This is a genomic window from uncultured Photobacterium sp., from assembly GCF_947502415.1.
Classification (GTDB): Bacteria; Pseudomonadota; Gammaproteobacteria; order Enterobacterales; family Vibrionaceae; genus Photobacterium.
The window spans coordinates 248,652-273,951 of sequence record NZ_CANMZV010000002.1 but is presented as its reverse complement, the minus strand read 5'-3'; the positions used below and the strand labels follow the sequence as shown (position 1 = coordinate 273,951).

Genomic DNA, 25,300 nt, shown 5'->3' with positions numbered 1-25,300 from the left:
TTATGCCAGTGACATAAGGGTGTATTTATGGCTGTCTGTTAACTATCGAGCGAGCTATCTTTCTTGCCTGACAATGTTTCTTTCAGCGTCGAAATCAGATCTGCCGGACTTTTGGCCGAATTGAGTAAATTAGCAATGGCAATATTGCTGATATCGTTGGATTTAAGATCTGTGTTTTCCAGAATATCTTTCAAATCTTGCGGCAGACTACGCGAACCGTTACGGTACTCGTTCACTAATGGTGATAGCACTTCAGACTCACTAAAGCGGTTATCGAGTGCTGCCGAATCAATCACTGTACGACGGATCTGCTCCATACCTTCACCACCAAACAGCTTAATATCAGCTGCCGCCAGCGCCTGAGCCAATGCCTTAGCACTTTCAGAAGACACTTCCTGCTGAGCACTAATACGGGCAATCTCCAAATCTTTTTCCTGCTGAAGCTGCATAACCCACTTATCATGCTCACGAGTCTGATCGTCATACTGACGGGCAGCTTCAAAGCGAGCAGTCTGCGCTTCTGCTTCTGCCAAACCTTTCGCGCGCAGAGCCTGCGCTTCTGCTTCACCAGCAGATTGCAAGGCAAATGCCTCTGCTTCACCCGTTTCTTTAATTGCTACCGCACGTTCACGCTCAACTTCAACCTCTGCAAGGCCAGTTGCACTAATATGCTCTTTCTCAGCCTGAGCCATACGCTCTTTCGCTGCCGCATCACGATCTTGCTTAACGTACTCCGCTTCTGCCTCTTTAGACTTCACGGCATATTCTGCTTCAGCAAGGCGCGTCTTAACGGCAAGTTCATTCTCAGCATCACGAGTACGGATCTTAATTTCGGCTTCATTTTCAATCAGCAGTTTATCAGCACGCTCTTTGGCCGCTTCTTTCTCTGCTTTGGCTGCAACCAACAACTCAAGCTGTTTAGCTTCCGCGTCAGCCTCGGCTTCCACCATCCGGACTTTTTTCGAACGATTAACTTGTTCAATCGCGCGAAGGTTCTCTGTTTCTTCTTCCTCACGGGCAATCTTACGCTCGATTTCAACTCTCTGAGAGCGAGTTTCAGCGACTGACTTCAGCGCCTCTTCAACCGTCGTTTCTTTGTCCATTTCCTTCTGCACAACTTCAGTTGCTGTGCGTACTTTTTCAGTTTCTACAGCCCGGTTCAGCTCTTCCTGCTGAATCGCAACCTGGCGCTGATTGGCGATACGGGTCATCTCTACTTCCATATCGACACTTTCTTTCTTCTTCGACACTTCTTCTTCAGTTTCCAGTTCTGCAAGACGGGTGACTCTGGTGTATTCCTGACGTTTTTCTTCTGCCAGAGCCTGCTCCTGAGCCTTGATAATGTCTACTTCACGCTGAGTACGGGCAATACTTTCCTGCTCTTGCTTATCAAGCTGAAGTCGGTTCGCCTCGGCTTCAACATCTTTCTTCTTGATAGAGGTTTTTTCGTCCTGACGAATCGCGTTGGTTTCAGTGTTTTTAATCGAAGTTATAGAAGAAATCTTACGGATACCTTCAACATCGAGGATGTTATTCGGGTCGTGAGCATCAAGGGCTGTCTGATCAACCTTGTCGATAACGACATCATAAATTTTGAAGCCATCCATTTCGCTGCCAATTACATTAACAACTGCATCACGGAATGAACGTCGGTTGGTCAGCAACTCTTCAAAATCAAACTGTTTGACGGCCGTTTTTAGTGCCTCTGAGAACTTAGGCTGGAAATGTTCTTTCAGGCGATCCGGATTCGATGCACCTTCGGTAGTAAATAACTTGGCAACACGGATGATGTCATCTTCTTCGTGGTTAACACCAATATAAAAATCTACTTTCAAGTCTGCACGAATATTATCTTTACAGTGCAGACCTTCATATTCCTCGCCTTCCTGATCTTTACGTCCGCTGCGAATAACCGAAATCTTTTTGCGGGTAATATCCATATATTCTGCGCGATTGACAATCGGCCAGACAAACGTACCCGTTAAGGAGGCGCGAGTCCGATCGATACCATTAATAATTAATGCCTCCCCCTCGTTACGTACTTTTCGGTAACGTGCGGTTAGGAAAAGTAAAATTACTAACGCGATTCCAATACCAGCAAGAATAAATATCATGCTTGGAGACAAAAACATCAGACAACTCCTTTGTAAATAATAAATTCGACTCGCCACTAACCTTTTCTTCAGGTTAACGAGGAATTCGGCAGGTAACTAAAATAGAAATTTAAATCTTTGCAACAAGATATTTTTCCAAATCATGGTGCTTGGAAATAATCACAACCTCATCACCATATGGAATATCATCACCGCTTTCAATATAGGCATCTAGCTGAATCTCATTAGCCCCCTGACTAATAACAACCTCCCCGTAATTCGAGGATACCTGGCTGCTTCTGACTACAGCCATCATTCCCTCATAATGAATTTTTGCAAAGGCATTCTTTGCATTAAATACCGGAGCCAGAGGTTTAAGAGCAAATGCGGAAATATGTAATGAAAGATAATAAATGACAAATAATGCCGGTATAGTCACTGCATAAAATGCAACACCCAATAGTAATCCAAACAGATAACACTGGAGATAATACGTTAATACCGTCGCAACAAAGGTACTGACAGTTAACGCAACTGGAAGTGGTACCTGTGAAACAATAGGCGGCAGCAGCAATTTTGCTGACCAGCCTGATTCTATGTCCACACCATCAATATCACCGAGGCTTCCATCAGACAAATCAAAAAGCAGGTCAATAAGCATCAAAGCAAAAAACAGACAAAACGGCGCTGAAAATACAATCACCGGATAACTCATTAACGCATCAAAAAAAGCAGTCATTAATAGACAACCTTTACCAAACAAGATCCATTTATCAAGACATAATATGCAACCAATACCACCACAACAAGGTGAAATATCTGGAAGAAGTATATTTGCGGTTAAGCTCACACCAGCCACTCCCATTCGAAAACAGCCGGGACTTTAAAGCCTTCCATTTAATTTAAAGCATCAGCGTCAGTACAAAAAACCATCAGAGCTTACAAATGGGGAAAGTTTAACCGCTAATGGCCAATTTGATGTTCAATCAAGCTGGATTTAACGATAGAATCCAGCCCTTCTTTCCGAATAGCGCTGTAACAATGATAGATTTATCCATACTACCGGTATACCTGACTGCAGTTATCGCACTCCTGCTGATCCCTGGCCCGGATATGTTATTGATTGCTAGCTCAAGCCTGAGCTATGGCAAAAAGGTTGGAGTATTTGCCAGCCTGGGCAATGCAACCTCTGGTGTACTACTAACACTCCTGGCAGCTATGGGCGTTTCTGCACTAATCGCCATGAACCCGATAGCCCTTGAAGTTTTACGTGTATTAGGCGGGGCTTACCTGCTGAAAATGGGCTGGGACTGCATGCGTACCAAGCCAGCTGATGCACCAGATGTTGAGCAGGAATCCGGCCTGGCGATGACCTTATACCGCCGTGCCGTTATCAGTAACCTGTTAAACCCTAAAGCGCTTATTTTCTTTGTCCTTTTCTTGCCGCAGTTTGTTTCTGCCCAGGTAACGGCAACATCTGGTGAGCAAATGCTGGTACTGGGTCTGCTGCTAAACGTACTCGGCCTGTTATTTAACCTGTTTTTGGTCACCATGGTCGGCAGCCTTGGCCAACCGCTACTGAAGAATGAAAAATTCAGAACCAACCAACATAAGTTTATGGGACTGATATTTTTTGTTCTTGCTATCTGGCTACTGGCATCTCAAATCCCGACAGCATAACGCCATAGACATATATAAAAGCCATAAAAAAAGAGCGTCCCTAGCCAGTAATAACTAAGGACGCTCTTTTTATTTAAACCAAACTAACGTTGTATAAATTATTTATTAATTAGCAGAATACGAGTCTCATAGGGTTGCAAGGCAAAACAATGCATTGGAACCTGCTCAGTCACACCAGCATAGTTCGACAGCACATACTCGCCGCCCTCAACCACAATCTCCTTTGGTAAAAAGCATTCTGCGATTTCATCGTAATAGTTATTTATACAAATCAGGATCTGAGTATCAGACTCACGTTTGTAGCAGAAAATACGCTCATCTTCGGGCATCATGTCAGTATAATCACCGGTTGTGATCACTTCGATTTCCTTACGCATCGCAATCAGCTTACGGTAGAAATGGAACACCGAATTTTCATCAGCAACTGCTTTTTCGGCATTAATTTCCGGATAGTTCGCAGCAACTTCCAGCCACGGTTGCCCCTTAGAAAAACCTGCGTACTGACTGCCGTTCCACTGCATCGGAGTACGAGAATTATCACGGGATTTCTGGGCCAGAATTGCCAGCATGTCCTGCTCACTCATACCTTGCTTGCTCACCATGATGTCGTACATATTGGTACTTTCAACATCACGATATTGATCAATTGAGGTGTAGCCCGGGTTAGTCATACCAATTTCTTCCCCCTGATAGACATACGGCGTTCCCTGCATCATATGGACAGATGCTGCCAACATCTTGGCTGATTCAACACGATACTGCTGATCATTCCCCAAGCGGCTCACCACCCTTGGCTGATCATGGTTACACCAGAAGAGTGCCCCCCACCCTTTACCATTCAGGCCAAGCTGCCAGTGGTTAAAAATCTCTTTGAGCTGATGAAAATCAAACGGAGCCTTGGTCCACTTCTCACCATTCGGGTAATCGACCTTCAGGTGATGAAAGTTAAACACCATTGACAGCTCTTGACCGTCAAGGGATGAGTACCGCTGACAATGTTCCAGCGTTGTTGAAGACATTTCACCAACAGTAACCGAGCCATACTGCTGGAATACAGCCTCACTGATTTCCTGAAGATATTCATGAACACGCGGGCCATCGGTATAGAAACGGCGACCATCACCAATATCGTCGCTCGGGAAATCCTGCTGCTTGGAGATCAGGTTAATCACGTCTAGGCGGAATCCATCAACGCCTTTTTCAGCCCAAAAGCTAATAACACCTTTAACTTCTTCACGGACTTTCGGGTTTTCCCAATTCAGATCCGCCTGCTCTTTAGCAAACAAGTGCAAGTAATACTGACCCGTTGCTTCATCCAGCTCCCAGGCATTACCACCGAACTTTGACTGCCAGTTATTCGGCTCGCCACCGTCAACCGGATCTTTCCAGATATAGTAATCACGATAAGGACTATTCTTATCGCCAAGTGCTGACTTAAACCAAGCATGTTCAGTAGATGTATGGTTGACCACAATATCCATCACAATTCGGATTCCGCGCTGATGGGCTTCTTCCAGTAAATGGTCAAAGTCAGCCATGGTACCGAAGTCAGGATTGATGTTGTAATAGTCGGAAATATCGTAGCCATTATCGACCATTGGTGAACAATAGACCGGTGTTAACCAAATAGCATCAATACCCAAAGTTTTCAGATAATCGAGCTTTGAAGTAATCCCTTGAATATCACCCGTACCCTGACTGTCGCTGTCGCAAAAGCTTTTAGGATAGATCTGGTAAATAGTGGCCGTACGCCACCACTCAAATTGCTCTTTCATCATGTGTTGCCTGATCATTTATTTCTTTCAAGGAAGTGGTCGTCGGGAATACCGACGACCCAAGAGAAGTATTTGTTAAGCGGTTTGAGGTGACTGTTCCAGCTCACCTTTTGCTTCAGCACGCTTATACATCACCAAAGTCAGAGTGATTGGAACAATGACAGCCACCAGCATTGCAGCCAGGAATACCATCCAGTACTGAGGCTGGATTGACAGGATGCCAGGCAGACCACCAACCCCGATACCATTTGCCATCACACCTGCGCTACCACAGATTGCCGCAGCAATGGCCGAGCCAATCATGGCACTTAGCATAGGGAACTTATATTTCAGGTTAATACCGTACATAGCAGGCTCTGTTACGCCCAGGTAAGCAGAGATAGCAGCCGGAACTGAAATTTCACGTTCGTTATGTTTTTTGCTGATCCAGATAATGCCAACGACCGCAGATGCCTGAGCAATGTTAGACAATGCAATTAAAGGCCAGATTGGTGTACCGCCCATGTCCTGCATCAACTGAAGATCAATGGCGTTAGTTGTATGGTGAACACCGGTAATAACTAGCGGGGCGTACAGGAAGCCAAATACCATGGCACCAAGAATTGCAAAGTCACCAGTCATCGCAACTTTCGCAGCATAACCGACACCGTCACCCAGCATACGACCAAACGGACCGATAAAGGCGTGAGCAAGAATCACAGAAATAATAATCGATACAAACGGAACGATAACAAGATAAAGGTAAGCAGGAATGATCCGTTTCAGGTTGGTTTCAATCAGCGCCAGAGCAATACCAGCCAGCATCGCCGGGATGACTTGCGCCTGATAACCGACTTTTTCAATCACAAACAGGCCGAAATCCCAGCTTTCTGGCACTTGCTGACCAATCAAGTAAGCATTCATCAACTGAGGTGAAACCAACGTTACACCCAGAACAATACCTAAAATCGGCGTGCCACCAAGCTTTTTCACCGTAGACCAACACACACCAACCGGCAGGAAGAAGAAAATCGCTTCACCAATCAGCCATAAAAAAGAATGAACTGTTGCCCAGAACTGACTGATTTGAGTCAGCGTCTGGCCGTCGAACATCCGAATATCACCAATTACATTACGGAATCCCAGGATAAGACCACCGGTAATAATGGCTGGCAACAGCGGAACAAAGATTTCGGCAAGGTGAGAGATCCCGCGCTCCAGCAGGCTCATGTTCTGACGAGCCGCCACTTTGGCTTCTTCCTTGCTCGCTCCGGAATTACCCGTTAGTTCAGTCAGTACTTTATAGACCTGATCCACTTCCGTACCGATAACCACCTGAAATTGTCCGGCATTGGTGAAACACCCTTTCACCATTGGGAGCTGTTCAATTTCCTTTACGCTAGCTTTGTCAGTATCACTAAGAACAAAACGCAGGCGCGTCAAGCAATGGCTAACGCTGGCAATGTTTTCACTGCCACCGATTAATGCCACCAGACGCTCGATTTGCTGTCGATTAATCTTACTCATGCCGATGTCCATGTTTGTTTTGAGAGGAATGTCGTAGTTGGGCTTCTCTTATGGGAATGTTCCCATCAATTAATGAGAATAATGACAAACCCATAGATAAAATAAAATGGGAACATTCCCATAGCGTGAATCAGTTCACAGTGTAACGCTCTTTTGCAACCTCGATCACACTCTATAAAGAGAGCTTAGAGCGCCTGCTAAAAACTTGCCTGCTGAGTCAGGTGAGTAACCTCATGCTGCCCGTTAAGCTGCTTAATCAATAAATTAGCTGAGGCCTGCCCAGCCTGATAATAACCGGGATCGATACTGAACGTATTGGGGAAAATAAAGGAAAGAAGATCTGTTGCCCCCACTCCAGAAACCTGAATATCGGTTCGATTCAGCTCCTGAAGTCGTTTGGCTACTCCCATAGCCAGAGTATCACTGGCACAAACAATAGCCTGAGTTTCTGACTTAATAACATCATCAGCCAATTGATAAGCACTTTCATGACTCAATTGTCCAGTCTGGTAACAAGATTCAATACCAAAGCGCTGACAGCAATCCAGATAAGCATTAAGACGCATCAGGCCGGTAGTCTTATCGCTCGGGTCAACACCAACATAACTGATATGCCGCTTGCCCTGCTGCAATAAATGGTTCATCGCCAGTTCGATAATACCGTGATTATCATAACCTACCGATGAAATTCGGTCGGTATCTACCGCGATAACAACAGCCTTATGCTTAAGTTTCTCTATTGCCGACAAATCATAGTCAGAAAAGCCAAACACAATCACCCCATCGACATTGCGCTTTTGCAATACGGCAAGATGCTCATTGGTTTTCTCGGCACTAAACTGACTTTCCATGATCACTGCATCGTAGCCAGCCTGGTAGATCACTTCCAAAATCCCGCTCACGGCTTTATTTTCAGACGGAGAATCAAGACGCGATAAAATAACCCCCACAACCTTTGCACTGCCACCGCGCATTGCCTGGGCAGATTTGGAGGGAACATAACCCGATTCACGGATAACCAGCTCAACCTTTTCACGGGTTTCTGGTTTCACTTTGGGATCATTGGTCAAGACACGCGAAACTGTAGACTTTCCGACACCGGCTAATTTCGCAATATCTAGGATTGTAAGCTTTTGAGTCATAAATCAGTACAAGCGAGGACAATGTCCTCTATTGTCACTTTCAGGACAAGGATTTCAATCATTTTTCTTAACGCAAACTTAAAATACACCAACAATTTCGACAAATGAGAGTTATTTTCATTTAAATACAGTAAAAATACCAAAGACTCGATTTATGACAAATACTTACAGTATACAGACATAACTTGGAGCAGAATCGGATATGTTAGGTTCAGTGAGGGCATTTACTTGAAATTACTCCATGCTGTCCCCATATCTAAAACCAACTGAACGTTGTTTGTTTGGTATTTTAATGATAGTTAAAGCAATAAATTGCTAAAAGTCGTGTGCCGGCCTGTTCTTTTGTTTTCCAATTTTAATAAGCCCGCACGAGTGAAAGCATAAGGATTATTATGATTACTCACGTTGGCATTATCGATCAGGATCCCGTAAGACTGATAACCCCTTTACTCGACCACGCAATTCCTGCCGATAAAATGGTTTTTATCGGAACTGAATCTCAGCGGGAACAATTTGAGCGCCTAGCATCTATTCTTTCTCCCCGTAATATTCAGTCCGAATTTTTCATCATTTCAGACTCTATCAATATCGCTTCCATTCGTGGCCGCCTTAATGAATTAGCCAAACAACTAAAACAACAACAGTCTGAAATCTGGTTTAATGCCAGCTGCGGCCTCCGCCACCGCTTACTTTCGGCCTATGAAGTATTCCGTACCTATCACTGGCCAATCTATGTTATCGAGCCATACAGCGATGAAATGTGCTGGCTATACCCGGCAGACCGCCAGCAACAACAGGTTGAAGACCGTATTCAGCTCACCGACTACCTGACTATTTTTGGTGCCCGCTGCGAATTGCCGGAAAACACCGTACCGGAATCACTGAACGAGCAGCTTTGGGAACTTGGCCAGCGTTGGGCGAGCTCGGCACTGGAACTTGGTCCTGGCCTGGCAACACTGAACTACCTCGCTACTACCTGCCGCAAAGAACAGCGCCTGAATGTTGAGCTAAGTGTTAAACAGCAAGGATATAAAGAACTAGGCATGTTACTGTCGGATCTGAAAGAGACCGGCCTTGCTACCTACGAAGATGGGGTCCTGACATTTAAGCACGAAGAAGCTCGCCGCTTTGCAAATGGTGAGTGGCTGGAGAACCTGGTACACAGTACGGTACGTGCAATCCAGAACGAACTGCCAACCATTCAGGACCATTCTCTGGGAGTGCAGGTTTACCGCAAAATCGGTGAACGAGAAGTGCGTAACGAGCTTGATGTCGCTACAGTTGTGAACAACAAACTCCATATTATTGAATGTAAAACCAAAGGCATGCGCGACGACGGTGATGACACCCTGTATAAACTGGAATCACTGCGCGACCTGCTCGGAGGCCTGCAAGCTAGAGCCATGTTGGTCAGCTTCCGCCCATTACGCCATCACGATCTGGTTCGTGCCCAGGATCTGGGACTGGCAATTATCGGCCCGGAACAACTTGGTGATCTACAAACACACCTGCATAACTGGCTCAAGGATGCTGGTGGCCAAAGTCAAAACATGGCCTGATAACGATTACAGCAGCGCGAGTAGCGGTTGAGTATATTCACGTTACTCGCATCTTATCCCCCCTAAAAACTCCACCGTAGCTGCAAAAACAACAGGGAACTTGCCGTTTGCCCGAATAAACTCTCGCTGCTGCCATCAAAACGCTGAAGCACCGTCAGCACTTGCCAGTCATCTGTCAGGGAATAACTGTTGCTTGCCCCAAGAAAAAATGAGCCATCATCATAGTATGTCCCCGAAATGGTCAAACGACTTAACGCTGTGAGATCAAAACCGGCATCTGCATACCAGGCCAACTCAGTGAAACTCAGAGTTCTGGCAGTCAACGGGAGGTTCAAAAATAACAATGCATTTTCCGGATCCTCCGGGTTTGAAATATGAATCACCGACGCACGGGCCATCCAGTTATGTTTGCCACCAAAACTATAATCAAACTCCAAACTCGCTACTGACGAAGATTCAAGCGTCTTCCCCTTCCATTCATCGCGCACCGGATCAAACCAAGTAATTTCACCACGAAAACCAGCCCCTCTTATATCTCCGGCAAAACCTCCGCCTATTACCTGATCCAGATTCGCTTTGCCAGCCAGTAGCTGAATATCCCAACCCTCATAGTTAAACAGGTAACGGACAGCATAACTTTCCAGTTCATTGTCTTCACTCGGGCTATACACCACCTCCACCGAACTGGCAAAACCAAGCTTTCGACTCGCCATCATCGCGTCAGTGCCTGAGCGTTCCTCGTAATCAAAATCGTAAATAGAATAGGAGTTAAATATGTCATTGGGATTCCACAGTGTTGTCATCCCCCAATTGATCCGAAACCGTCCGGCTTGAAGTTGCCAATCAGATTTGTTCCAGGAGATATAAAGGCGGTCAAACTGAGAGTTTCCGACGACGCCGTTCTTGTCCAGCCAGTTGGTCGACAAATCCATGTAGCCCTGGTCTAACTCTACCAATCGTCCAAATTCAGGCGTTTCAGCTGTATCGCCCCCAAAAAGACGGTTTCGCATACCCGCATTAAAGCGAAAATCAGGGCTGAAACGATATTCAAAGTTAATCCGCTGATGTAACAAGTGATCGAGGCCATTACTTTGTTTATCCGGAAAGTTTCCGGTAGCCATATACTTTACATAACCATTTAGCTCCCAGTCCTTCTCCGGCTCAAGGCCGGGGATTTGCGCCAGTACCGAACTACACACAAGGCTCCAAAACCAAATGAATTTCTTCACTGACGGCGATCCTCTGTCAACTGCCCGTCCTCAAAAACTATTACCCGCCGAGCACGCTTGATCACCCTGGGATCATGGGTGGAAAAAATAAAGGTTGTCCCCTCTTTTTCATTTAACTGCTGCATAATATCGAGCAATTCTGCTGTGCTCTGGGCATCAAGATTCGCCGTCGGTTCATCAGCCATTACAAAACGCGGCCTGGGTGCCAAAGCACGAGCAACGGCTACCCTTTGCTGCTGGCCGCCAGAGAGCTTAGCCGGGGTTTTATTCTGCTGTTCCGAAAGGCCAACCTGTGCCAACAGCGCACTGGCCCGCTCCCGACACTCCTTCTCGCTATGCCCCTGAAGCTGCATAACAAACTCGACATTTTCCAGCGCCGTCAAAACAGGCAACAAGCTATAATCCTGAAAAATAAAGCCAATGTGGTCCCGTCGAAAAGCAATTAATGACTTTTCCGGCAATTCACAAATGTCACAGTCATCAATCAGCACCCTGCCCGATGACGGTTTATCAATTCCGCCAAGCATATTGAGCAAAGTGGTTTTGCCTGAACCCGACGGCCCCATAACAGCAACGAATTCCCCTTGCTCAATGGTCAAATCGAGACTTTTCACAGCATGAACCGGAAAATCAGATTCTTCGTTATAGGTTTTGCAAAGCTGGCTTGTTCGAATTGTCATCAATGCTTCTCCGCCATTGCATCTACCGGGCGCTTTTTGAGGATCTGATGCGCAGGGTACAACGCAGCCAACACACTGGCTGCAACAACCGTTATAAAAACCATCTGGTAATCACTCGCTGACACCTTTGGATAGAGCGTGGTATCCACCCCGAATGCGCCCAGTCCTTCTGCCATTTTTCCCAAAGGGATGCCGGTCTGTTGAAAAACAGCAACTAAACCGATGCTGCCCAATATACCCAGCACAGCACCGGAAATACCCAGACAGGTAGTCTCCAGCATAATCAGCAAGAATACTTTGTGCTTTTGCATTCCAACCGCCATCAGCACTCCGAACTCCCGGGTACGCTCAAATACCGACATCAACATGATATTAACGATCCCAAATGCCAACGCGACAACATAAATCCCCAGCATGATGGCATTACTCGGTCCCATCTGCTTAATAATGGAAGCCAGCATAGGTTGGACTTGTTGCCAGTCACGAACAACATTTTGATCAGATGTTTGTGCCTGCAACTCATCTTTAACAAAGAAAGCATCGTTATCATTTGCCAGCAAAATGGCGACTTCATGCACTCCCTTAATACCCGCCAAAGCAGTAAGATCGGCGCGACGGACAAAAACATTACCATCATCAAAAGCCGATGACGGCGTCTTAAAAATCCCACGGACACGAAAAGCTCCGCCAGTTACCTCACCGGTGGCGTTAGTTAATGTCAGCACCACCTTAGAACCCAGTTTCAAGCGCAACCTTACTGCCATCTTGCTTGAAACTAAAACCGGATTTCGTCCCTCACTAGACAACCACTCTCCTTGCTCAATGCTTTCTGCTATCGGCGTCACCTTAGCTTCAGCATCCGATTCAACACCGGTAATCCTCATCCCGCGAGCACTACGAGCAGATGCAACCATACCATCAGCCACAAAGCGGGCTGACCATGCCTTCACGCCCGGCAATTCAGCAATCGCTTGCTGCAACTGAGGAGCATCAACGATGGTTGCATTAATATCGGGATCATTGAGATAACGGCTGCTATGAACCTGGATATGGCTGGTCTGCCATGCAATGGCGTTATGGATCATACTGGCGTACATACCAGTCACGAATCCCATCATGCTCACCGCACCAATCAAGCCAAACACCATGGCACTCAGCATGATGCTGGTCCTTATTTTATTGCGCCATAAGTTACGCCAGGCCAGTTTAACCAGCATAACCCCCTCCTTTGAGCGCACTGACTAGCTCCAAACGGTAGACCCGCCACATCGGGTAAATCATGCAAAGTACAAGCAAACCCAGTACGATTACTATCTGATTAACGAACAACCAAGGCTCCAGTAATACAGGCATCACCGGATCCCAGCCCATCTCGAGGATCATTTCTGCGACTTCACCGGTCAGCGTGATTGGGTTGTAGTAGAACCAGATCAGAACCGGCATCACCACCAGCAAACCGATAGCTACGCCGAGCATGGCAATAAACAAAGATTCAATGCAAATAAGTGTCAGAAGCTTCCTTCTGATAAGGCCCGTAGCCAGCATGACCCCGAATTCACGCTGGCGCTCCAGCGTCATCATCAACAGAGTGGCAAATAAACCAAATCCCACAACACCATAAAGCAAATACATCATGATGATCCCGCTGACTTTATCCATCACAATTTGCTGCGACATTTCCGGTGACAGATCCTGCCAGTCACGCACACGAGCCCGCGCTTCGTAAGCCTGAGCTAAATCAGCCACCGTCTGTGGCAATTCTGACAACTCCTTTGTATGCAGCACCCAAGCTGTTACCTGCTGATCCGTGCTATAAAGCGTTTGAGCCAAAGCCAGCGGCATATAAACAAGCTGGTTATCAAGCTGTGGCATCGGAAAGTCGAGTAATCCTTTGATGATGTATAGACCCGCGGCTGTTTGTCCCCGGTAGCCCATCCCATAAAGAATCAACTCATCACCTACTTCAAGTCCGAAAAACTTTGCCAATCCTTCACCGATTAACAGCTGGTTATCATCCGCACTGAGAAACTCACCGGAACTTACCTTGTTTGCAATTCCGGAATACGCATCTTCCTTTTCTGGAACCACACCCAATACCATCACTCCCTTTGATTTTTCTCCCGCCGCCGCAAGAGCAAAAGACTCAATGCGCGGCAATATTTGATTTATATTGGGATGGTTTTTGACTGGAGTGATAAATGCGTTACTAACTGGAAGCAAATCATCAATGCTCTGACTTTCAGAGAACTCCGGATGCTGGATTTGTATCAGTCCGGTATAAAAACGAGCAGAGTTCTCTATATTGTTGGCATAACTGCCTTCCTGCAGGCAACGCATGAAAAGGGATAACGCCAGAGCCAAAGCCAGTGCTGAAGCGGTCAAAATAGTGCGCCGCTTTTGCCGCCATAAATTACGCCAGGCCAGTTTTAGTAACATAAAGGCTCCTGTAGCGTTAGTCGCGCAATGCCTTCATCTGACTCAGGGAGAAAAAACCGTCTTTGATCGGAAAGTTAAACTGCGCCTGATGAATGATGATTTCCGTTTTATTACCCGGTTTGTCCGCCGGTAACATCTCCATCCGGGTCGCCACCTGACGGCCCCCGATGTTTCGGACATCATAAGTATTCATGGTATTAACCAGCTCATCGAATTCATCATAGAACTCAACTTTCCGCTGCAAATAACTGTTTTTTGAAACCCATAACCTCACCTTATTCCAGACCACTGGCGCATCCGGTTTAGCAAAGGCATCAATAACCCATGAAGAATCGTTATCAAACACATCATCACTGACCATCTTGTGACGATAGTCCACCACAATGGAAGACTGGTTAATCAAATCATCATTGGTGAAATCCGATCCCATCCATGACTGACTCAGCATCGACGGAGCAATTTTAATTACCCGCTCAATACTGGGGACCCAGTTCCACATTTCACGCTGGCGCTTAAGCGAAGCACTGCCTTTATCTTTTGCCGGTGCCGTTACCAGCACCAAAGACAAATCCAACCCTTTAGTCCAGCTTTTCATACTCATTGAGCGCGTCCAGCTCGGACGGATAATTCTCATAGTCGCTTCGGAGTAACTGGAATCGCCACGCATCTGCAAATCGGACTGACGAACAATTTCCGACGCTGACTGCGCGTATACACAATCGGCTCCAAGTCCCAACAAAAACAACAGCATTAAAGAGAATGCACGCATAAGCTAATCCTTGTCATGATGAACCTGAAGAAAACCAATCGGTAAACCCGAATATTCAAATTTGCCCGATAAAGACCGGAGCTATGTAATTAATATATAGACAGAAGAAGTGAAGCCGACAATCCGGTTGGAGATTTAGTCAGTAAACAAATCGCTAAGTGTGATAAGCGTAAACAATTTATTCAGATAAAAATGAACCGCTGCCAGATGACAGCGGTTTCTATACGTGATTGCGGGTTCTATGCATAATTAAAGGTACAAAGCCTTATTTGAAGAACTCACGGTAAAGCATATACATATGGGCCGAGCTCCAGGAAAAGTTGGTCGCCCCCTGTACAGCCCCTGTTTCAGGATTGTAGTTCTCGCGGATAGCACCGTCTCCGGTCATACCTTCTGCATTGGTGAAAAGCTCATTAGCCATTTGTACCGCTTCGGCACCATAGCCGTATTGTTCCATCGCCCGCACACCAAAATAGAACTGATCAAGCCATACTCTTCCTCGCCAATAAATATCAGCATCATAAGCTGGATTTGACTGCGAAGCCGTTGGTAAGGATATTCCCTCTCCCTGATACTTCGCCGCGGTATTAAACTCATTTTGATCCAGCATGGTTGCCACAACTTTATCCGCCAGCTCCTGAGTTGCCGCTCCGTTAAACAACGGTCCCCACCCTTCAGGCCCACGACCTCGCTGAATAATCGGTAATCCGGCACAGCTATTTGCTAAAGGTTTTGGTGTGGTACCGTCTGCTTCAACATTGATATGAATGTCGTAATAGAAATTAGATCCCGAATCAAACATACAGGTGTTGATGTAATCCTTGATCTTTTGCGCCCCATCGAGGAATTTCTCTCCACGCTCTTTTCCTTCTGTACCAGCAGATACCAGCCCGGCCAATTCTGCCAGATACTTATTATCAGAGTACATATAAGAAGCCTGGTCTACCGACTCCTGTAACATAGAAAAACCTAACAACTTATCATCATCAGAGCGGTTCTCTGCAAAACGTACTTCCCAGTCTTTTCTCGCTTGTTCAACATCGCCGGAATAATGTTTTTCAGCATACGCGTTGAGCTGTTCGGAAGAAATAAAACCAAATCGAGCAGCATTATCCATTCCCGATTCCCAGCCAGCAGCAACCTGTGCACCGACACTTAGTTCCTGATAGGTAACATCATCAAGGATCTTATTGTAGTTAGCGACGCCCTGTACTTTGTACCAATCACCCTCTTTTATTAAAACATCGTCACCAAAGCGGGCTGTAAGATCATCAGTGGTTTTAACCCACACATACATATGACCATCATCTGTATTATGCGCAGAGTCAACTGCGGCACCATATTCAGGAACACCGTTACCATTATGATCACGGTTCCTCAGCCACCAGTCATGATAGGCCACCAATTTAGGATACATTTCATCTATCCACTTCTGGGCATCTTCAGGACGATCAAACTCTTTTTTCAATGCGTTATAAACTTCCATCACTGACCATGCAGCCAAGGACGGTTTGGTATTGCGCTCATTCCAATTTTCAGACCCCGCCCCACCACGAGAATCAGGTGCTGTGTAAGAAACAACATCCAACAAATACCCTTTATCCTGAGGTCGAATTGGATCCGTTTCCTGTATTTGGTTCTGGAATACTGTGCGAATATTATCCATCGCTACATCAGGATTGAAATGCGCCATTGCATAAGCTTGCTTCCAGGTATCCCAAGGCCAGGTCAGGTTTCCTGAGAACCAACGAGCGGTAACAGAAGGTGTAACTGTCGCTTGCTTAATATCTCCGGCAGCTGATCGCCAGTTACCATTTAAGGTCATCATAGCTTTTACACCCACGCGCTCCTGCTCAGGTGTTGCCTGATTGTTCGACATACCTTTTGCTATATAGGAACCCCAGCGAGTCTGAGCTTGTTCCATATATTTATGGGGGTACGCTAAAATATCGGTAACTTTTATTGCCTCATTCTGCACTTCTTTTGAATTATGCAGATTAGAGTACGTCGTATAAATTATCTCTGTTTTCTTCGATGCTATATTTTTATAGCCTATCGACTTAAATGATGTTTCATTAGTAATGATATCCGTATCAATTGAACGAACAACTCTAAATTCAGCGTCAGCATCGTTTCGTATTGCATAGTTGTTTTTCATATCATCAAAACTAATTTTAATACCATTATCTATTGAGCTTATCTGACGATTGTATGCCGGATATATCTCATCAACAGATTTACTTTCATAACCTTTACTTGAAATTGCTTTCTGTAAAAGTTCACCATCCCAGGTTAATTCAAGCTCCATATTCTGATCAGTCAGGTTTGTGATTTGAGTTTCGACCAGTGAAGTTCTGTCTGTAACAAAACGCAACACCATCTGAACATTAACCAAATCAGTTTTGAGAACCTGAACCAAGGCCCCGGGTGTACTGTAGATATTGGCTTGAGCTGACGATAAATCAATCTGCTTGCCCGTTTTCTTATCAAGCAAATGTAACTTATCGAACTCCTGGCCCGACATGAAGTGGGCATACTCCTGAGTTACCTGCATGATTCCGCCAAAGGAACCATAACCTTTGGCATCCGCGGGCAAAAGATGACCATGCCAGGCACCGTTATCGACAAAAGCATTAAACTTCAAGTTGTCATATTTATCATAATCACGCAGGTATTCTGGATTACCAGTGCGATCAATCACGTTAATAAAGTTGCTGGACGGTGGTGTCGGAATATCAACCTGTTTGCCATCAGTATTATTACTACTGCTATTACATCCGGACAGAGCGATAGCAGAGCCAACCATAATGGCTAATAATGATTTATGAAAATGCATTTCTGTTCCCCGTTATTATATATTCCGTGTTTATTTATTCTCACGGTGATTTATTATTCAGTGCATTGAAAGTAAGGCTTTAATGACAGGGAAATAATATAAAGATGGAAACAAAGTAAAATAGACCTTTATCACTATTTATTATTTTGATGACTCAATTATCAACCATCAATTGAATAAAACCAATGAAAAAATCGAATGTTATTCATTGAGAATGATACTTTATTTGACTCAACATCACACTAAAGTTGAAACTTTACATGTTTGATATTAAATCCTATTGATATTAACCAGGTTTTATATTCCTTTTCTTTGTTACAAAAACAAAGACCATACAACTAAGTTTGAGAAGATAACTTGACAGAAAATCACACTTCACACGCCTGCATTTCAATATATTTATTTAAAAACAAACTTGGAGCACACATGTATTAAATAGTTTGGTTAACTAAGTTTCAGATAACTCTCTTAAGTAACAGAAACATAGATGAAATCACTTCATTCACATGGTTAAACGCCTTGTAATGAATATTTATAAAATGAATACGACACTTATTTAGAATTAAGCTAATATCAAAATTAAATTTAGTCCTGCACATGAATAAAAGCATGCAAAATATCCCGTGAATAGGCACTCATTATCTAAATTATTGAGGAAATAATAATGGAAAAATCGATGCCTGAGCATCTGCTTTGTAATCATTACCGCTAACTGCTAGCACGCAGGCATTTGCCTCAAGGCCGAAAGTGGAACCCGGAGTTTATAAACATAAATGAGCATTCTGATGAAGAGATTGAGGCAATAAAAAAACCGGCGCGATACGCCGGTTCTCTGTAATCTATTACACTCAAGCCCGTAGGAATTTAATTCAAGAACAAGGCGGAAGCACGCAGTTGATGACTATCAATGAGCACTTCCAACGCAGTTATCATATTAAATAACAAGGGATTGAAGTTACTCAGCCAACATGCGGCGAGCTGCGTCAACTACCACCTTGATAGAACGCTTTTCAGTTTCTTTCAGAGTCGCGTGATCTGGGATCTCTTTCTGAGTACGGTTGATGATAACACCAGCTACACAACCTGCACGTAGGCCAGAACTTGCACACATCGTTAGCAGAGTTGCTGATTCCATTTCGAAGTTAAGCACGCCCATTTGCTGCCACTCATCCATAGAACCTTGGAAACGACGAACTACACGACCAGAGAACGTATCGTAACGCTCCTGACCTGGGTAGAAAGTATCGCTTGATGCAGTTACACCTGTGTGTACTGTTGCGCCATCAGCATCACATGCCGCTTTCATTGCTGTTGCTACACTGAAATCCGCTACTGCTGGGAACTCCATTGGAGCAAAGTGCAGGCTAGCACCGTCAAGACGAACAGAACCCGTAGTTACGATCATATCACCAACATTAATATGTGGCTGGATCGCACCAGTTGTACCAACACGTAGGAAAGTACGAACACCCAGTTGCGCTAGCTCTTCAACAGCAATAGACGTTGACGGGCCACCGATACCAGTTGAACAAACAACAACAGATTTACCATCCAGTTTCGCACGGTAAACAGTGTATTCACGAGCGCTGGCTAGAAATTCTGGGTTTTCCATTAGGTTTGCGATCTTTTCAACACGAGCTGGATCACCTGGGATAATGGCCAGTTCGGCACCGTTTAGATCTTCTTTTGTTACACCTAGGTGGAATACTGCGTTGTCAGACATAGTCATATCCTTTTTATACTTTACCGCTAAATAAGGGGGCGCTTGAGGGCTGCGGTTATTTGTCAAAAATAAGTCATTGTTTTGGCAATGCTCTCAATGAAAGCATTATCAAAACGCCAGATAACAATAGCTGATAGATCTTCATGTTTTAGTGATTAGAATCACAACATGAGAAATACCCGCAATTTCATTTCTCAAAAAAAAGATACACAGATCACATAAAAACGGTTACCTATGCGCTATATCACAAAATCATGCGCATTAAAAAAGCATCACTGATAGTGATGCTTTTTGATTATTTTAGCGTTTAAAGACAATTATGATTCAGTTTTGACTCCAAATCGTAATAACCTCAATGCATTCAATGTAACTAATGCTGTTGCCCCGCTATCGGCTAATACCGCTACCCACAACCCAGTCAGTCCAAGCAGTGTGGTAACAAGGAAGACACCTTTGAGGCCCAGCGCCAAAAAGATATTCTGGCGAATGTTGGTCAAGGTCGCTCGTGACAAAGCAATCATCACGGGAAGCTCTGAGATCCGATTATGAGTCAACGCTGCATCAGCAGTTTCAAGCGCAACATCCGTACCTCCCCCCATAGCAATGCCGATTGACGCCGTTTTCATCGCTGGCGCATCATTAATCCCATCACCAACCATAGCGACCTTCGCGTTCAGATTAGCCCGCTCAACTTCTGTTACCTTATCGGCTGGTAACAGGCCGGCACGGAAATCAATATCGATCTCTTTAGCGATTGCAGCAGCAGCACGCGGATTATCACCAGTCAACATAACCGAATGAATCCCCATAGCTTTAAGATTCTTAATGGCATCTCGAGTGTCATCACGCAGATTATCCCGCCACGCAATCAGACCAACGGGCTGACCATTACGCACCGCGACCACCAACGTCTTACCTTCACCTTCTAGCAGTTCCACCTCAACCTGCTGCGCGTCCGTCAGCTTTATAGCTTCAGGTAAGCGGTCTGCGGCAGCCAACAATACAGTATCACCATCGATTACCCCCTGAATCCCTCGTCCGGGCAGAGCCTCACGCTCATCAGCCACGAGCGGAGGTAATCCCCGCGCCTCAGCTGCCTTAACCACGGCCTGAGCCAACGGATGCAATGAACCGTCCTCGACAGCTGCGGCCTGATGTAGCAACTTATCTTCATCGCCATCCCAGCTGATGATATCTGTCATCACAGGCTTACCCTGGGTCAGGGTCCCGGTTTTATCAAAAGCCACTGTTTCTATATGCCCTAGTTGTTCAAGCGCAGCACCACCTTTAATCAAAGCACCACGATGTGCCCCCGCTGCCAGCCCCGAAGTAATCGCAGCCGGTATTGAAATAACAAGAGCACAAGGGCAGGCAATCAGGAGTAACGTCAATCCTTTATAAATCCATTCACTCCATGCCTGACCAAACATCAGCGGTGGAATCACAATTACCAACGCGGCCAGCACAATCATGGCCGGGGTATACCATCGGCTGAAGCGGTCAATAAACCGCTCCAGAGGCGCTTTACGAGATTCAGCATCTTCTATCAGGTGAAGGATCCGATCGATAGCATTATCACCTTGTTCGGAGACAATCGTCAGGCGTACAAGCTTATCTGTCACTAACGATCCCGCCATTACCTGCTCGCCTCGCAGACGCTCAACAGGCACAGACTCACCGGTCAGCGCACTTTCATCGAAACTGGCAGAGGTATCCGCTAAAATCGCATCGGCAGGCAGACGTCCGCCCGGGGCAACTTCTATTACATCCTCTTTTCTCAGCTCCTCGGCCGCTACTTTTACCCTGGAACCATCAGGACGAATAACCAAAGCTTGCTCGGGAACAAGATCCATCAAGGCTTTAACGCCGCTACGAGCACGAGCAGAAGCGTAACCTTCGAGCTGTTCACCAATCAAAAACAACAGTAATACCATGGCTGCCTCGGCGGTTTCGCCCAGGTACAAGGCTCCAATAGCCGCAACGGACATCAGAGTTTCAATAGAAAACGGTGTACCAGACTTACCAAGGCTAATGGCTCTTTTTACGATCGGAATCAGCCCCAGCAACGTGGTTGCTGTAAATGCAATGATTCCGTACGTTTCAGAACTGCGATCAATCAATAACGAAACCAGCATCATGACTGCAATCATGATCACTGGTAAGTACGGTTTAAGTGTTTGCTTTGGCTCTGCTTCTGTCGCTTTAATGCGGGTTGATACCAATGGGAAACCAGTCTCTTTCGCTTTTTCTTCAATTTTAGTGGCGAAGTTTTTACTGTTACCAGTTACGACCAATTTTTGTGTCGCGAACAGAACTTTGGCTGTTTTCAGTCCTTCAATACCGGATAACGCCGTTTCGAGTTTGCGGGCACAACTCGGACAATCCATATTCTGGATTTTCCAACTTAAGGTATGACTATTTGATGTTTGAATAAGCTCTTTTTCTATTGCCAACTCATCGAGTTCATTGACAGTGGCAGAGCCGCTGCTAGATGTACAACAAGGTGATTTAGAAAATTGTTCTAATTTTGCCGAGGATAAAGAATGCATCGCAGGCTTGCCCAGCTCTCCGGCTAATGCTTCTATAGTAAAACTTGGTTTTCGTCCAGCGGGTTCGTCGTCAGCACCTGGATCACCACCACTTTCTGAATCAGAACTACAGACTTCAGCAGCCCCCACCGCACAGGTGCATACTTCAGTAGCACCTTGTTCGACGCGTACCGAGCTGGCACCAACGGCTATTGGTTGAACGGTATGAATATGCGGTTTCTTGTTATTGCATTGAGCACACATGGTTACTCTCCTATATGCGATTATTTACCATTTGCAATAACTATAAACCTTGGAGTCGACTCTAAGGTCAATAGGTAATATTAAGCAATAATAGATTTTCCCCTCACACATTCACTTTGCATAACTGATTGCTATCTGCGCCGCTAGCCTGGCATTATTGAAGACTAAGGCAATGTTCGAATTCAGACTCTCGCCAGCTGATTTTTCGGCAACTTTAGCCAGCAGTAACGGTGTCGTTTCTTTACCTGTCACTCCTGCTTGCTCCATTTCAATAATAGCCTCTGCGATCACCTCGTCCATGAGGCTCTTATCCATTGAGTAGTCCTCAGGGACCGGATTGGCGACCACAATGCCGCCCTTTAGTCCCATCTCCCACTTCACTTTCATAACCTGAGCAATTTCTTCCGGAGAATCAAGCTGGTAATCAACACCATAGCCGCTATCTCGGGTATAAAATGCCGGCAGCCGGCTGGTTTGGTATCCCACAACAGGCACGCCTTGCGTCTCCAGATACTCAAGGGTCAAACCAATATCAAGTACCGATTTCACGCCAGCACACACCACCGCAACATCTGTTTTTGCCAGCTCTTGCAGATCAGCTGAAATATCAAACGTTTCTGGTGCAGCTCGATGAACTCCACCAATACCGCCGGTTGAGAACACCCTTATTCCGGCAATACTTGCCAATATCATGGTTGCAGCAACGGTTGTCGCCCCATCAGACTGCATCGCAATCATAAACGGAATATCCCGCCGACTAGTCTTTACAACATCTCTGCCAAGTTTAGCCAGGTATTCAATTTCCTCAGGGGCCAGACCAACTTTTAAACGCCCATGCAAAATCGCCATTGTTGCCGGTATTACGCCGCTAGTACGGACAATTTGCTCAACTTTCAGTGCTGTTTCAAGATTCTGCGGATAAGGCATACCGTGTGTAATAATGGTCGATTCAAGCGCAACAACCGGCTTCCCAGCCTGCAATGCTTTTTGTACTTCAGGATGAATATCCAGATATTTTTCCAACATACCGATACCTTAGGAATAATTCAGTATTGATTGGATACTAGTAACCCATTGCAATCCGAGCAAATTCGCTCTAAAAAATGTAACTAGGGTGTGTCCCTGAATGAGCAGGTGAGCAGGAAAGAGCATTGAGTTTGAGGCTAATAATAAAATACAAAAAAAGAACACGCAGAGACAAATGCAAGGAAACGCCTTTCCTTGCATATCATTCATGAGTGATGTCTACATAACTAAACTAACGGAGACGTCGGAAAACAACACTGTTATCCAAAATGTCCGCCCATGTCTGATAGTCCAATCCCGAATCGAATATATATTCAGTGATCAGGCTACGTGCCGTTGTAAGTAAGGCTTCAGCTTTCCACGGTTTTTCAAAATAACTCTCGATACGCGCGCGGTTAATAGCCTCTATCGTATCTTGGTGAGTAGCCTGACCGGTCAACAATACTTTCTTCGTCTGGGTAAAACGCGGGTCCTGCGAAATATCCGTCAGTAATTCAACGCCTGTTTTACCCGGCATGACATGATCCGAGATCACCAGTGCAATATACTCCCCTTCGGCATCCAGCTCATCGATCAACTCCAATGCCTCGTCTGCCGATTCACAATCTTCAACGTTAAAAAAATCGTTCAGCGGTGCCAGATCCTTAAGTACCGCGCTCAATACTTCCCTCTGATCATCTACACAGATGACATTTAGCTTTTCCATAACCATCCCTCACGCGATTGGCAATTTGATTCGAAATTTTGTTTTCTCCGGATCGCTCTTAAGAGCAATTGTGCCACCATAGCTGTGCACAATACGCTGGACAATTGCCAGCCCCAGCCCTAAACCAAACGACAGTCCACCTTTCTTGGTAGTGAAGTTGGGCTGAAAAATCTTTCTCCGGGTCACTTCATCTATCATCGGCCCATTATTGCTGATGGTAACAAGCAACCTGTTCTTTGAATGTCGGGTGATAATCTCTAGCTGCGGATCTGACATATCTTCCATTGCATCGCAGGCGTTCTTGATAATATTCACCCAAACCTGTACCAACTCCGTCGAACTGGCAGAAATTGCAGGCAGTACAGCTGGACGCAGTACGACATTGATCCGGCGAAGACTGCTCTGTAACAATGACAGCGACTTATTGATTGTGTCATTAATATCAATATCAGGCTGACGAAAATGATCTGTGCCTCCCAGTTGCTTTACCGAGCGGACAATACTGGTGGCATGCTTCGACGCCAGACGCATATCATGCAGATCTCGTCCTAAATCCCAGTACTGCAATGCTTCTTCCAAGTTTTCAAGCCAGGATGTCGGGACTTCCCCCTTAGGTTGCGCCCGTGCCAACTGTCTGGCCTGCTCTCGTTCAAGCCCATGTAACTCCTGCAACTCCCGCGCTCTTTTTCGCACTTCTGAGGACGGAACCGACTGTCCATCACTGATCCCTAACTCAAGAAAATGACTGACTTCAGGCTTACTTTCCTGCAAAAAACGACAAATTTCACTCTGCACCCCTTCCGTTTTGCTGCTCAGTACCCCGACGGCATTATTCAGCTCATGCGCGATACCGGCGGCCAGCTGGCCCAATGTTGTCATCTGCTCGGCAACATAAAGTTTCTGCAGAGCTTTTTCTTTCTCAAAAGCCTGCATCCCGGCCAGCACCTGACGCTGCGCCAATTCATGCATCATCACTGGCATAAACTGCTCACTAAGCGATCCATAGCTCTCCGGCTCGACAACCTTCGTATCCAGATCAATCCATGCCAGCTCACTGTCCGTCTCAGCAATCACTGTGGTTGATGCCACCAGCGTACGGGAGAAAAAACTGTGCACACCGAAGAACATCCCCGGCTTAACCCGAAAAACTCTGGTTGTCAGGCTATTACTTTCATTTTTCAGGTAGCCGTAAAGCTCCCCTTTTTTCACCCAGTACAACTTATCGTTGAAGCCATCTTGCTTTAAAACCTGCGTCCCTGCCTTCACCGAGATTACGCGGTTTAGCTTCCGAAAATAAACATCAATGATGCGCTCTAGCGTTTTCGGTTGATACATGTGTTCTCCGTAA

At 45.6% G+C, this 25,300-nt stretch carries 18 protein-coding genes; 2 read left to right on the top strand and 16 right to left on the bottom strand.

All coding sequences use genetic code 11. The annotated features are described in order from the left end of the window. Window positions 1–38: 38 nt before the first annotated feature. Together Q0852_RS03640 and Q0852_RS03635 are read right to left on the bottom strand one after the other, a co-directional pair. Window positions 39–2,132, bottom strand: a complete 2,094-nt coding sequence (locus tag Q0852_RS03640; protein ID WP_299013974.1) for a peptidase — start codon at window positions 2,130–2,132, stop codon at window positions 39–41. A gap of 91 nt (window positions 2,133–2,223) precedes the next feature. Further along, complete coding sequence (locus Q0852_RS03635) at window positions 2,224–2,943, bottom strand: DUF1449 domain-containing protein (protein ID WP_299013970.1); 720 nt, start codon at window positions 2,941–2,943, stop codon at window positions 2,224–2,226. A 191-nt stretch (window positions 2,944–3,134) separates the two neighbouring features. On the opposite strand from Q0852_RS03635, the gene Q0852_RS03630 reads away from it, so the two are divergent. Next, complete coding sequence (locus Q0852_RS03630) at window positions 3,135–3,773, top strand: LysE family translocator (protein ID WP_299013967.1); 639 nt, start codon at window positions 3,135–3,137, stop codon at window positions 3,771–3,773. 98 nt (window positions 3,774–3,871) lie between these two features. Here Q0852_RS03630 and treC read toward each other — a convergent pair whose 3' ends face one another. The 3 genes from treC to treR form a co-directional block, all read right to left on the bottom strand. Further along, a complete protein-coding gene (gene treC, locus Q0852_RS03625) occupies window positions 3,872–5,551 on the bottom strand; it encodes an alpha,alpha-phosphotrehalase (RefSeq protein WP_299014311.1) in 1,680 nt (559 codons plus the stop codon). A gap of 72 nt (window positions 5,552–5,623) precedes the next feature. Next, window positions 5,624–7,054: a PTS trehalose transporter subunit IIBC gene (gene treB, locus Q0852_RS03620; protein WP_299013966.1), complete on the bottom strand. Its 1,431-nt coding sequence runs from the start codon at window positions 7,052–7,054 to the stop codon at window positions 5,624–5,626. A gap of 197 nt (window positions 7,055–7,251) precedes the next feature. Further along, window positions 7,252–8,196 (bottom strand): trehalose operon repressor TreR, encoded by a 945-nt coding sequence (treR, locus tag Q0852_RS03615; protein ID WP_299013964.1) that lies wholly within the window; start codon window positions 8,194–8,196, stop codon window positions 7,252–7,254. 392 nt (window positions 8,197–8,588) lie between these two features. On the opposite strand from treR, the gene Q0852_RS03610 reads away from it, so the two are divergent. Further along, the gene (locus Q0852_RS03610; RefSeq protein ID WP_299013961.1) at window positions 8,589–9,755 is read left to right on the top strand and encodes a DUF1887 family CARF protein; all 1,167 of its coding nucleotides are present in this window, start codon (window positions 8,589–8,591) and stop codon (window positions 9,753–9,755) included. Window positions 9,756–9,817: 62 nt separating this feature from the next. Here the strand turns inward: Q0852_RS03610 and Q0852_RS03605 are convergent, their stop codons facing one another. The 11 genes from Q0852_RS03605 to Q0852_RS03555 form a co-directional block, all read right to left on the bottom strand. After that, on the bottom strand, window positions 9,818–10,984 hold the full coding sequence (locus Q0852_RS03605) for a hypothetical protein (protein WP_299013958.1): 1,167 nt from the start codon (window positions 10,982–10,984) through the stop codon (window positions 9,818–9,820). After that, on the bottom strand, window positions 10,981–11,664 hold the full coding sequence (locus Q0852_RS03600) for an ABC transporter ATP-binding protein (protein ID WP_299013955.1): 684 nt from the start codon (window positions 11,662–11,664) through the stop codon (window positions 10,981–10,983). The genes Q0852_RS03605 and Q0852_RS03600 overlap by 4 nt, the downstream gene beginning before the upstream one ends. After that, window positions 11,664–12,881, bottom strand: a complete 1,218-nt coding sequence (locus tag Q0852_RS03595; protein ID WP_299013952.1) for an FtsX-like permease family protein — start codon at window positions 12,879–12,881, stop codon at window positions 11,664–11,666. The genes Q0852_RS03600 and Q0852_RS03595 overlap by 1 nt, the downstream gene beginning before the upstream one ends. After that, entirely contained in the window at window positions 12,871–14,100 is a 1,230-nt protein-coding gene (locus Q0852_RS03590) for an FtsX-like permease family protein (protein WP_299013949.1), read from the bottom strand. Before Q0852_RS03590 ends, Q0852_RS03595 begins: the two co-directional genes overlap by 11 nt. Window positions 14,101–14,116: 16 nt before the next feature. Next, the gene (locus Q0852_RS03585) at window positions 14,117–14,869 is read right to left on the bottom strand and encodes an outer membrane lipoprotein-sorting protein (protein ID WP_299013946.1); all 753 of its coding nucleotides are present in this window, start codon (window positions 14,867–14,869) and stop codon (window positions 14,117–14,119) included. Window positions 14,870–15,134: 265 nt separating this feature from the next. Beyond that, entirely contained in the window at window positions 15,135–17,705 is a 2,571-nt protein-coding gene (gene ygjK / locus Q0852_RS03580; RefSeq protein ID WP_299013943.1) for an alpha-glucosidase, read from the bottom strand. A gap of 955 nt (window positions 17,706–18,660) precedes the next feature. Continuing rightward, window positions 18,661–19,428, bottom strand: a complete 768-nt coding sequence (gene udp, locus Q0852_RS03575) for a uridine phosphorylase (RefSeq protein ID WP_299013941.1) — start codon at window positions 19,426–19,428, stop codon at window positions 18,661–18,663. 317 nt (window positions 19,429–19,745) lie between these two features. Next, the gene (locus Q0852_RS03570) at window positions 19,746–22,220 is read right to left on the bottom strand and encodes a zinc/cadmium/mercury/lead-transporting ATPase (protein WP_299013939.1); all 2,475 of its coding nucleotides are present in this window, start codon (window positions 22,218–22,220) and stop codon (window positions 19,746–19,748) included. A 111-nt stretch (window positions 22,221–22,331) separates the two neighbouring features. Then, window positions 22,332–23,246: a pseudouridine-5'-phosphate glycosidase gene (locus Q0852_RS03565; protein WP_299013937.1), complete on the bottom strand. Its 915-nt coding sequence runs from the start codon at window positions 23,244–23,246 to the stop codon at window positions 22,332–22,334. A 232-nt stretch (window positions 23,247–23,478) separates the two neighbouring features. Beyond that, window positions 23,479–23,952, bottom strand: coding sequence for a response regulator (locus Q0852_RS03560; protein ID WP_299013935.1), 474 nt, complete (start codon window positions 23,950–23,952; stop codon window positions 23,479–23,481). Between the two features lie 9 nt (window positions 23,953–23,961). Then, entirely contained in the window at window positions 23,962–25,287 is a 1,326-nt protein-coding gene (locus Q0852_RS03555) for an ATP-binding protein (RefSeq protein ID WP_299013932.1), read from the bottom strand. Window positions 25,288–25,300: the final 13 nt, after the last annotated feature.

What these genes read in the sequence shown, in the direction of transcription:
- Q0852_RS03555 (WP_299013932.1), bottom strand. Translation starts at nt 25,287, where the DNA reads ATGTATCAACCGAAAACGCTAGAGCGCATCATTGATGTTTATTTTCGG.
- treC (WP_299014311.1), bottom strand. Translation starts at nt 5,551, where the DNA reads ATGATGAAAGAGCAATTTGAGTGGTGGCGTACGGCCACTATTTACCAG.
- Q0852_RS03640 (WP_299013974.1), bottom strand. Translation starts at nt 2,132, where the DNA reads ATGTTTTTGTCTCCAAGCATGATATTTATTCTTGCTGGTATTGGAATC.
- treR (WP_299013964.1), bottom strand. Translation starts at nt 8,196, where the DNA reads ATGACTCAAAAGCTTACAATCCTAGATATTGCGAAATTAGCCGGTGTC.
- Q0852_RS03630 (WP_299013967.1), top strand. Translation starts at nt 3,135, where the DNA reads ATGATAGATTTATCCATACTACCGGTATACCTGACTGCAGTTATCGCA.
- Q0852_RS03600 (WP_299013955.1), bottom strand. Translation starts at nt 11,664, where the DNA reads ATGACAATTCGAACAAGCCAGCTTTGCAAAACCTATAACGAAGAATCT.
- treB (WP_299013966.1), bottom strand. Translation starts at nt 7,054, where the DNA reads ATGAGTAAGATTAATCGACAGCAAATCGAGCGTCTGGTGGCATTAATC.
- ygjK (WP_299013943.1), bottom strand. Translation starts at nt 17,705, where the DNA reads ATGCATTTTCATAAATCATTATTAGCCATTATGGTTGGCTCTGCTATC.
- udp (WP_299013941.1), bottom strand. Translation starts at nt 19,428, where the DNA reads ATGTCTGACAACGCAGTATTCCACCTAGGTGTAACAAAAGAAGATCTA.
- Q0852_RS03610 (WP_299013961.1), top strand. Translation starts at nt 8,589, where the DNA reads ATGATTACTCACGTTGGCATTATCGATCAGGATCCCGTAAGACTGATA.
- Q0852_RS03590 (WP_299013949.1), bottom strand. Translation starts at nt 14,100, where the DNA reads ATGTTACTAAAACTGGCCTGGCGTAATTTATGGCGGCAAAAGCGGCGC.
- Q0852_RS03570 (WP_299013939.1), bottom strand. Translation starts at nt 22,220, where the DNA reads ATGTGTGCTCAATGCAATAACAAGAAACCGCATATTCATACCGTTCAA.
- Q0852_RS03595 (WP_299013952.1), bottom strand. Translation starts at nt 12,881, where the DNA reads ATGCTGGTTAAACTGGCCTGGCGTAACTTATGGCGCAATAAAATAAGG.
- Q0852_RS03560 (WP_299013935.1), bottom strand. Translation starts at nt 23,952, where the DNA reads ATGGAAAAGCTAAATGTCATCTGTGTAGATGATCAGAGGGAAGTATTG.
- Q0852_RS03565 (WP_299013937.1), bottom strand. Translation starts at nt 23,246, where the DNA reads ATGTTGGAAAAATATCTGGATATTCATCCTGAAGTACAAAAAGCATTG.
- Q0852_RS03585 (WP_299013946.1), bottom strand. Translation starts at nt 14,869, where the DNA reads ATGCGTGCATTCTCTTTAATGCTGTTGTTTTTGTTGGGACTTGGAGCC.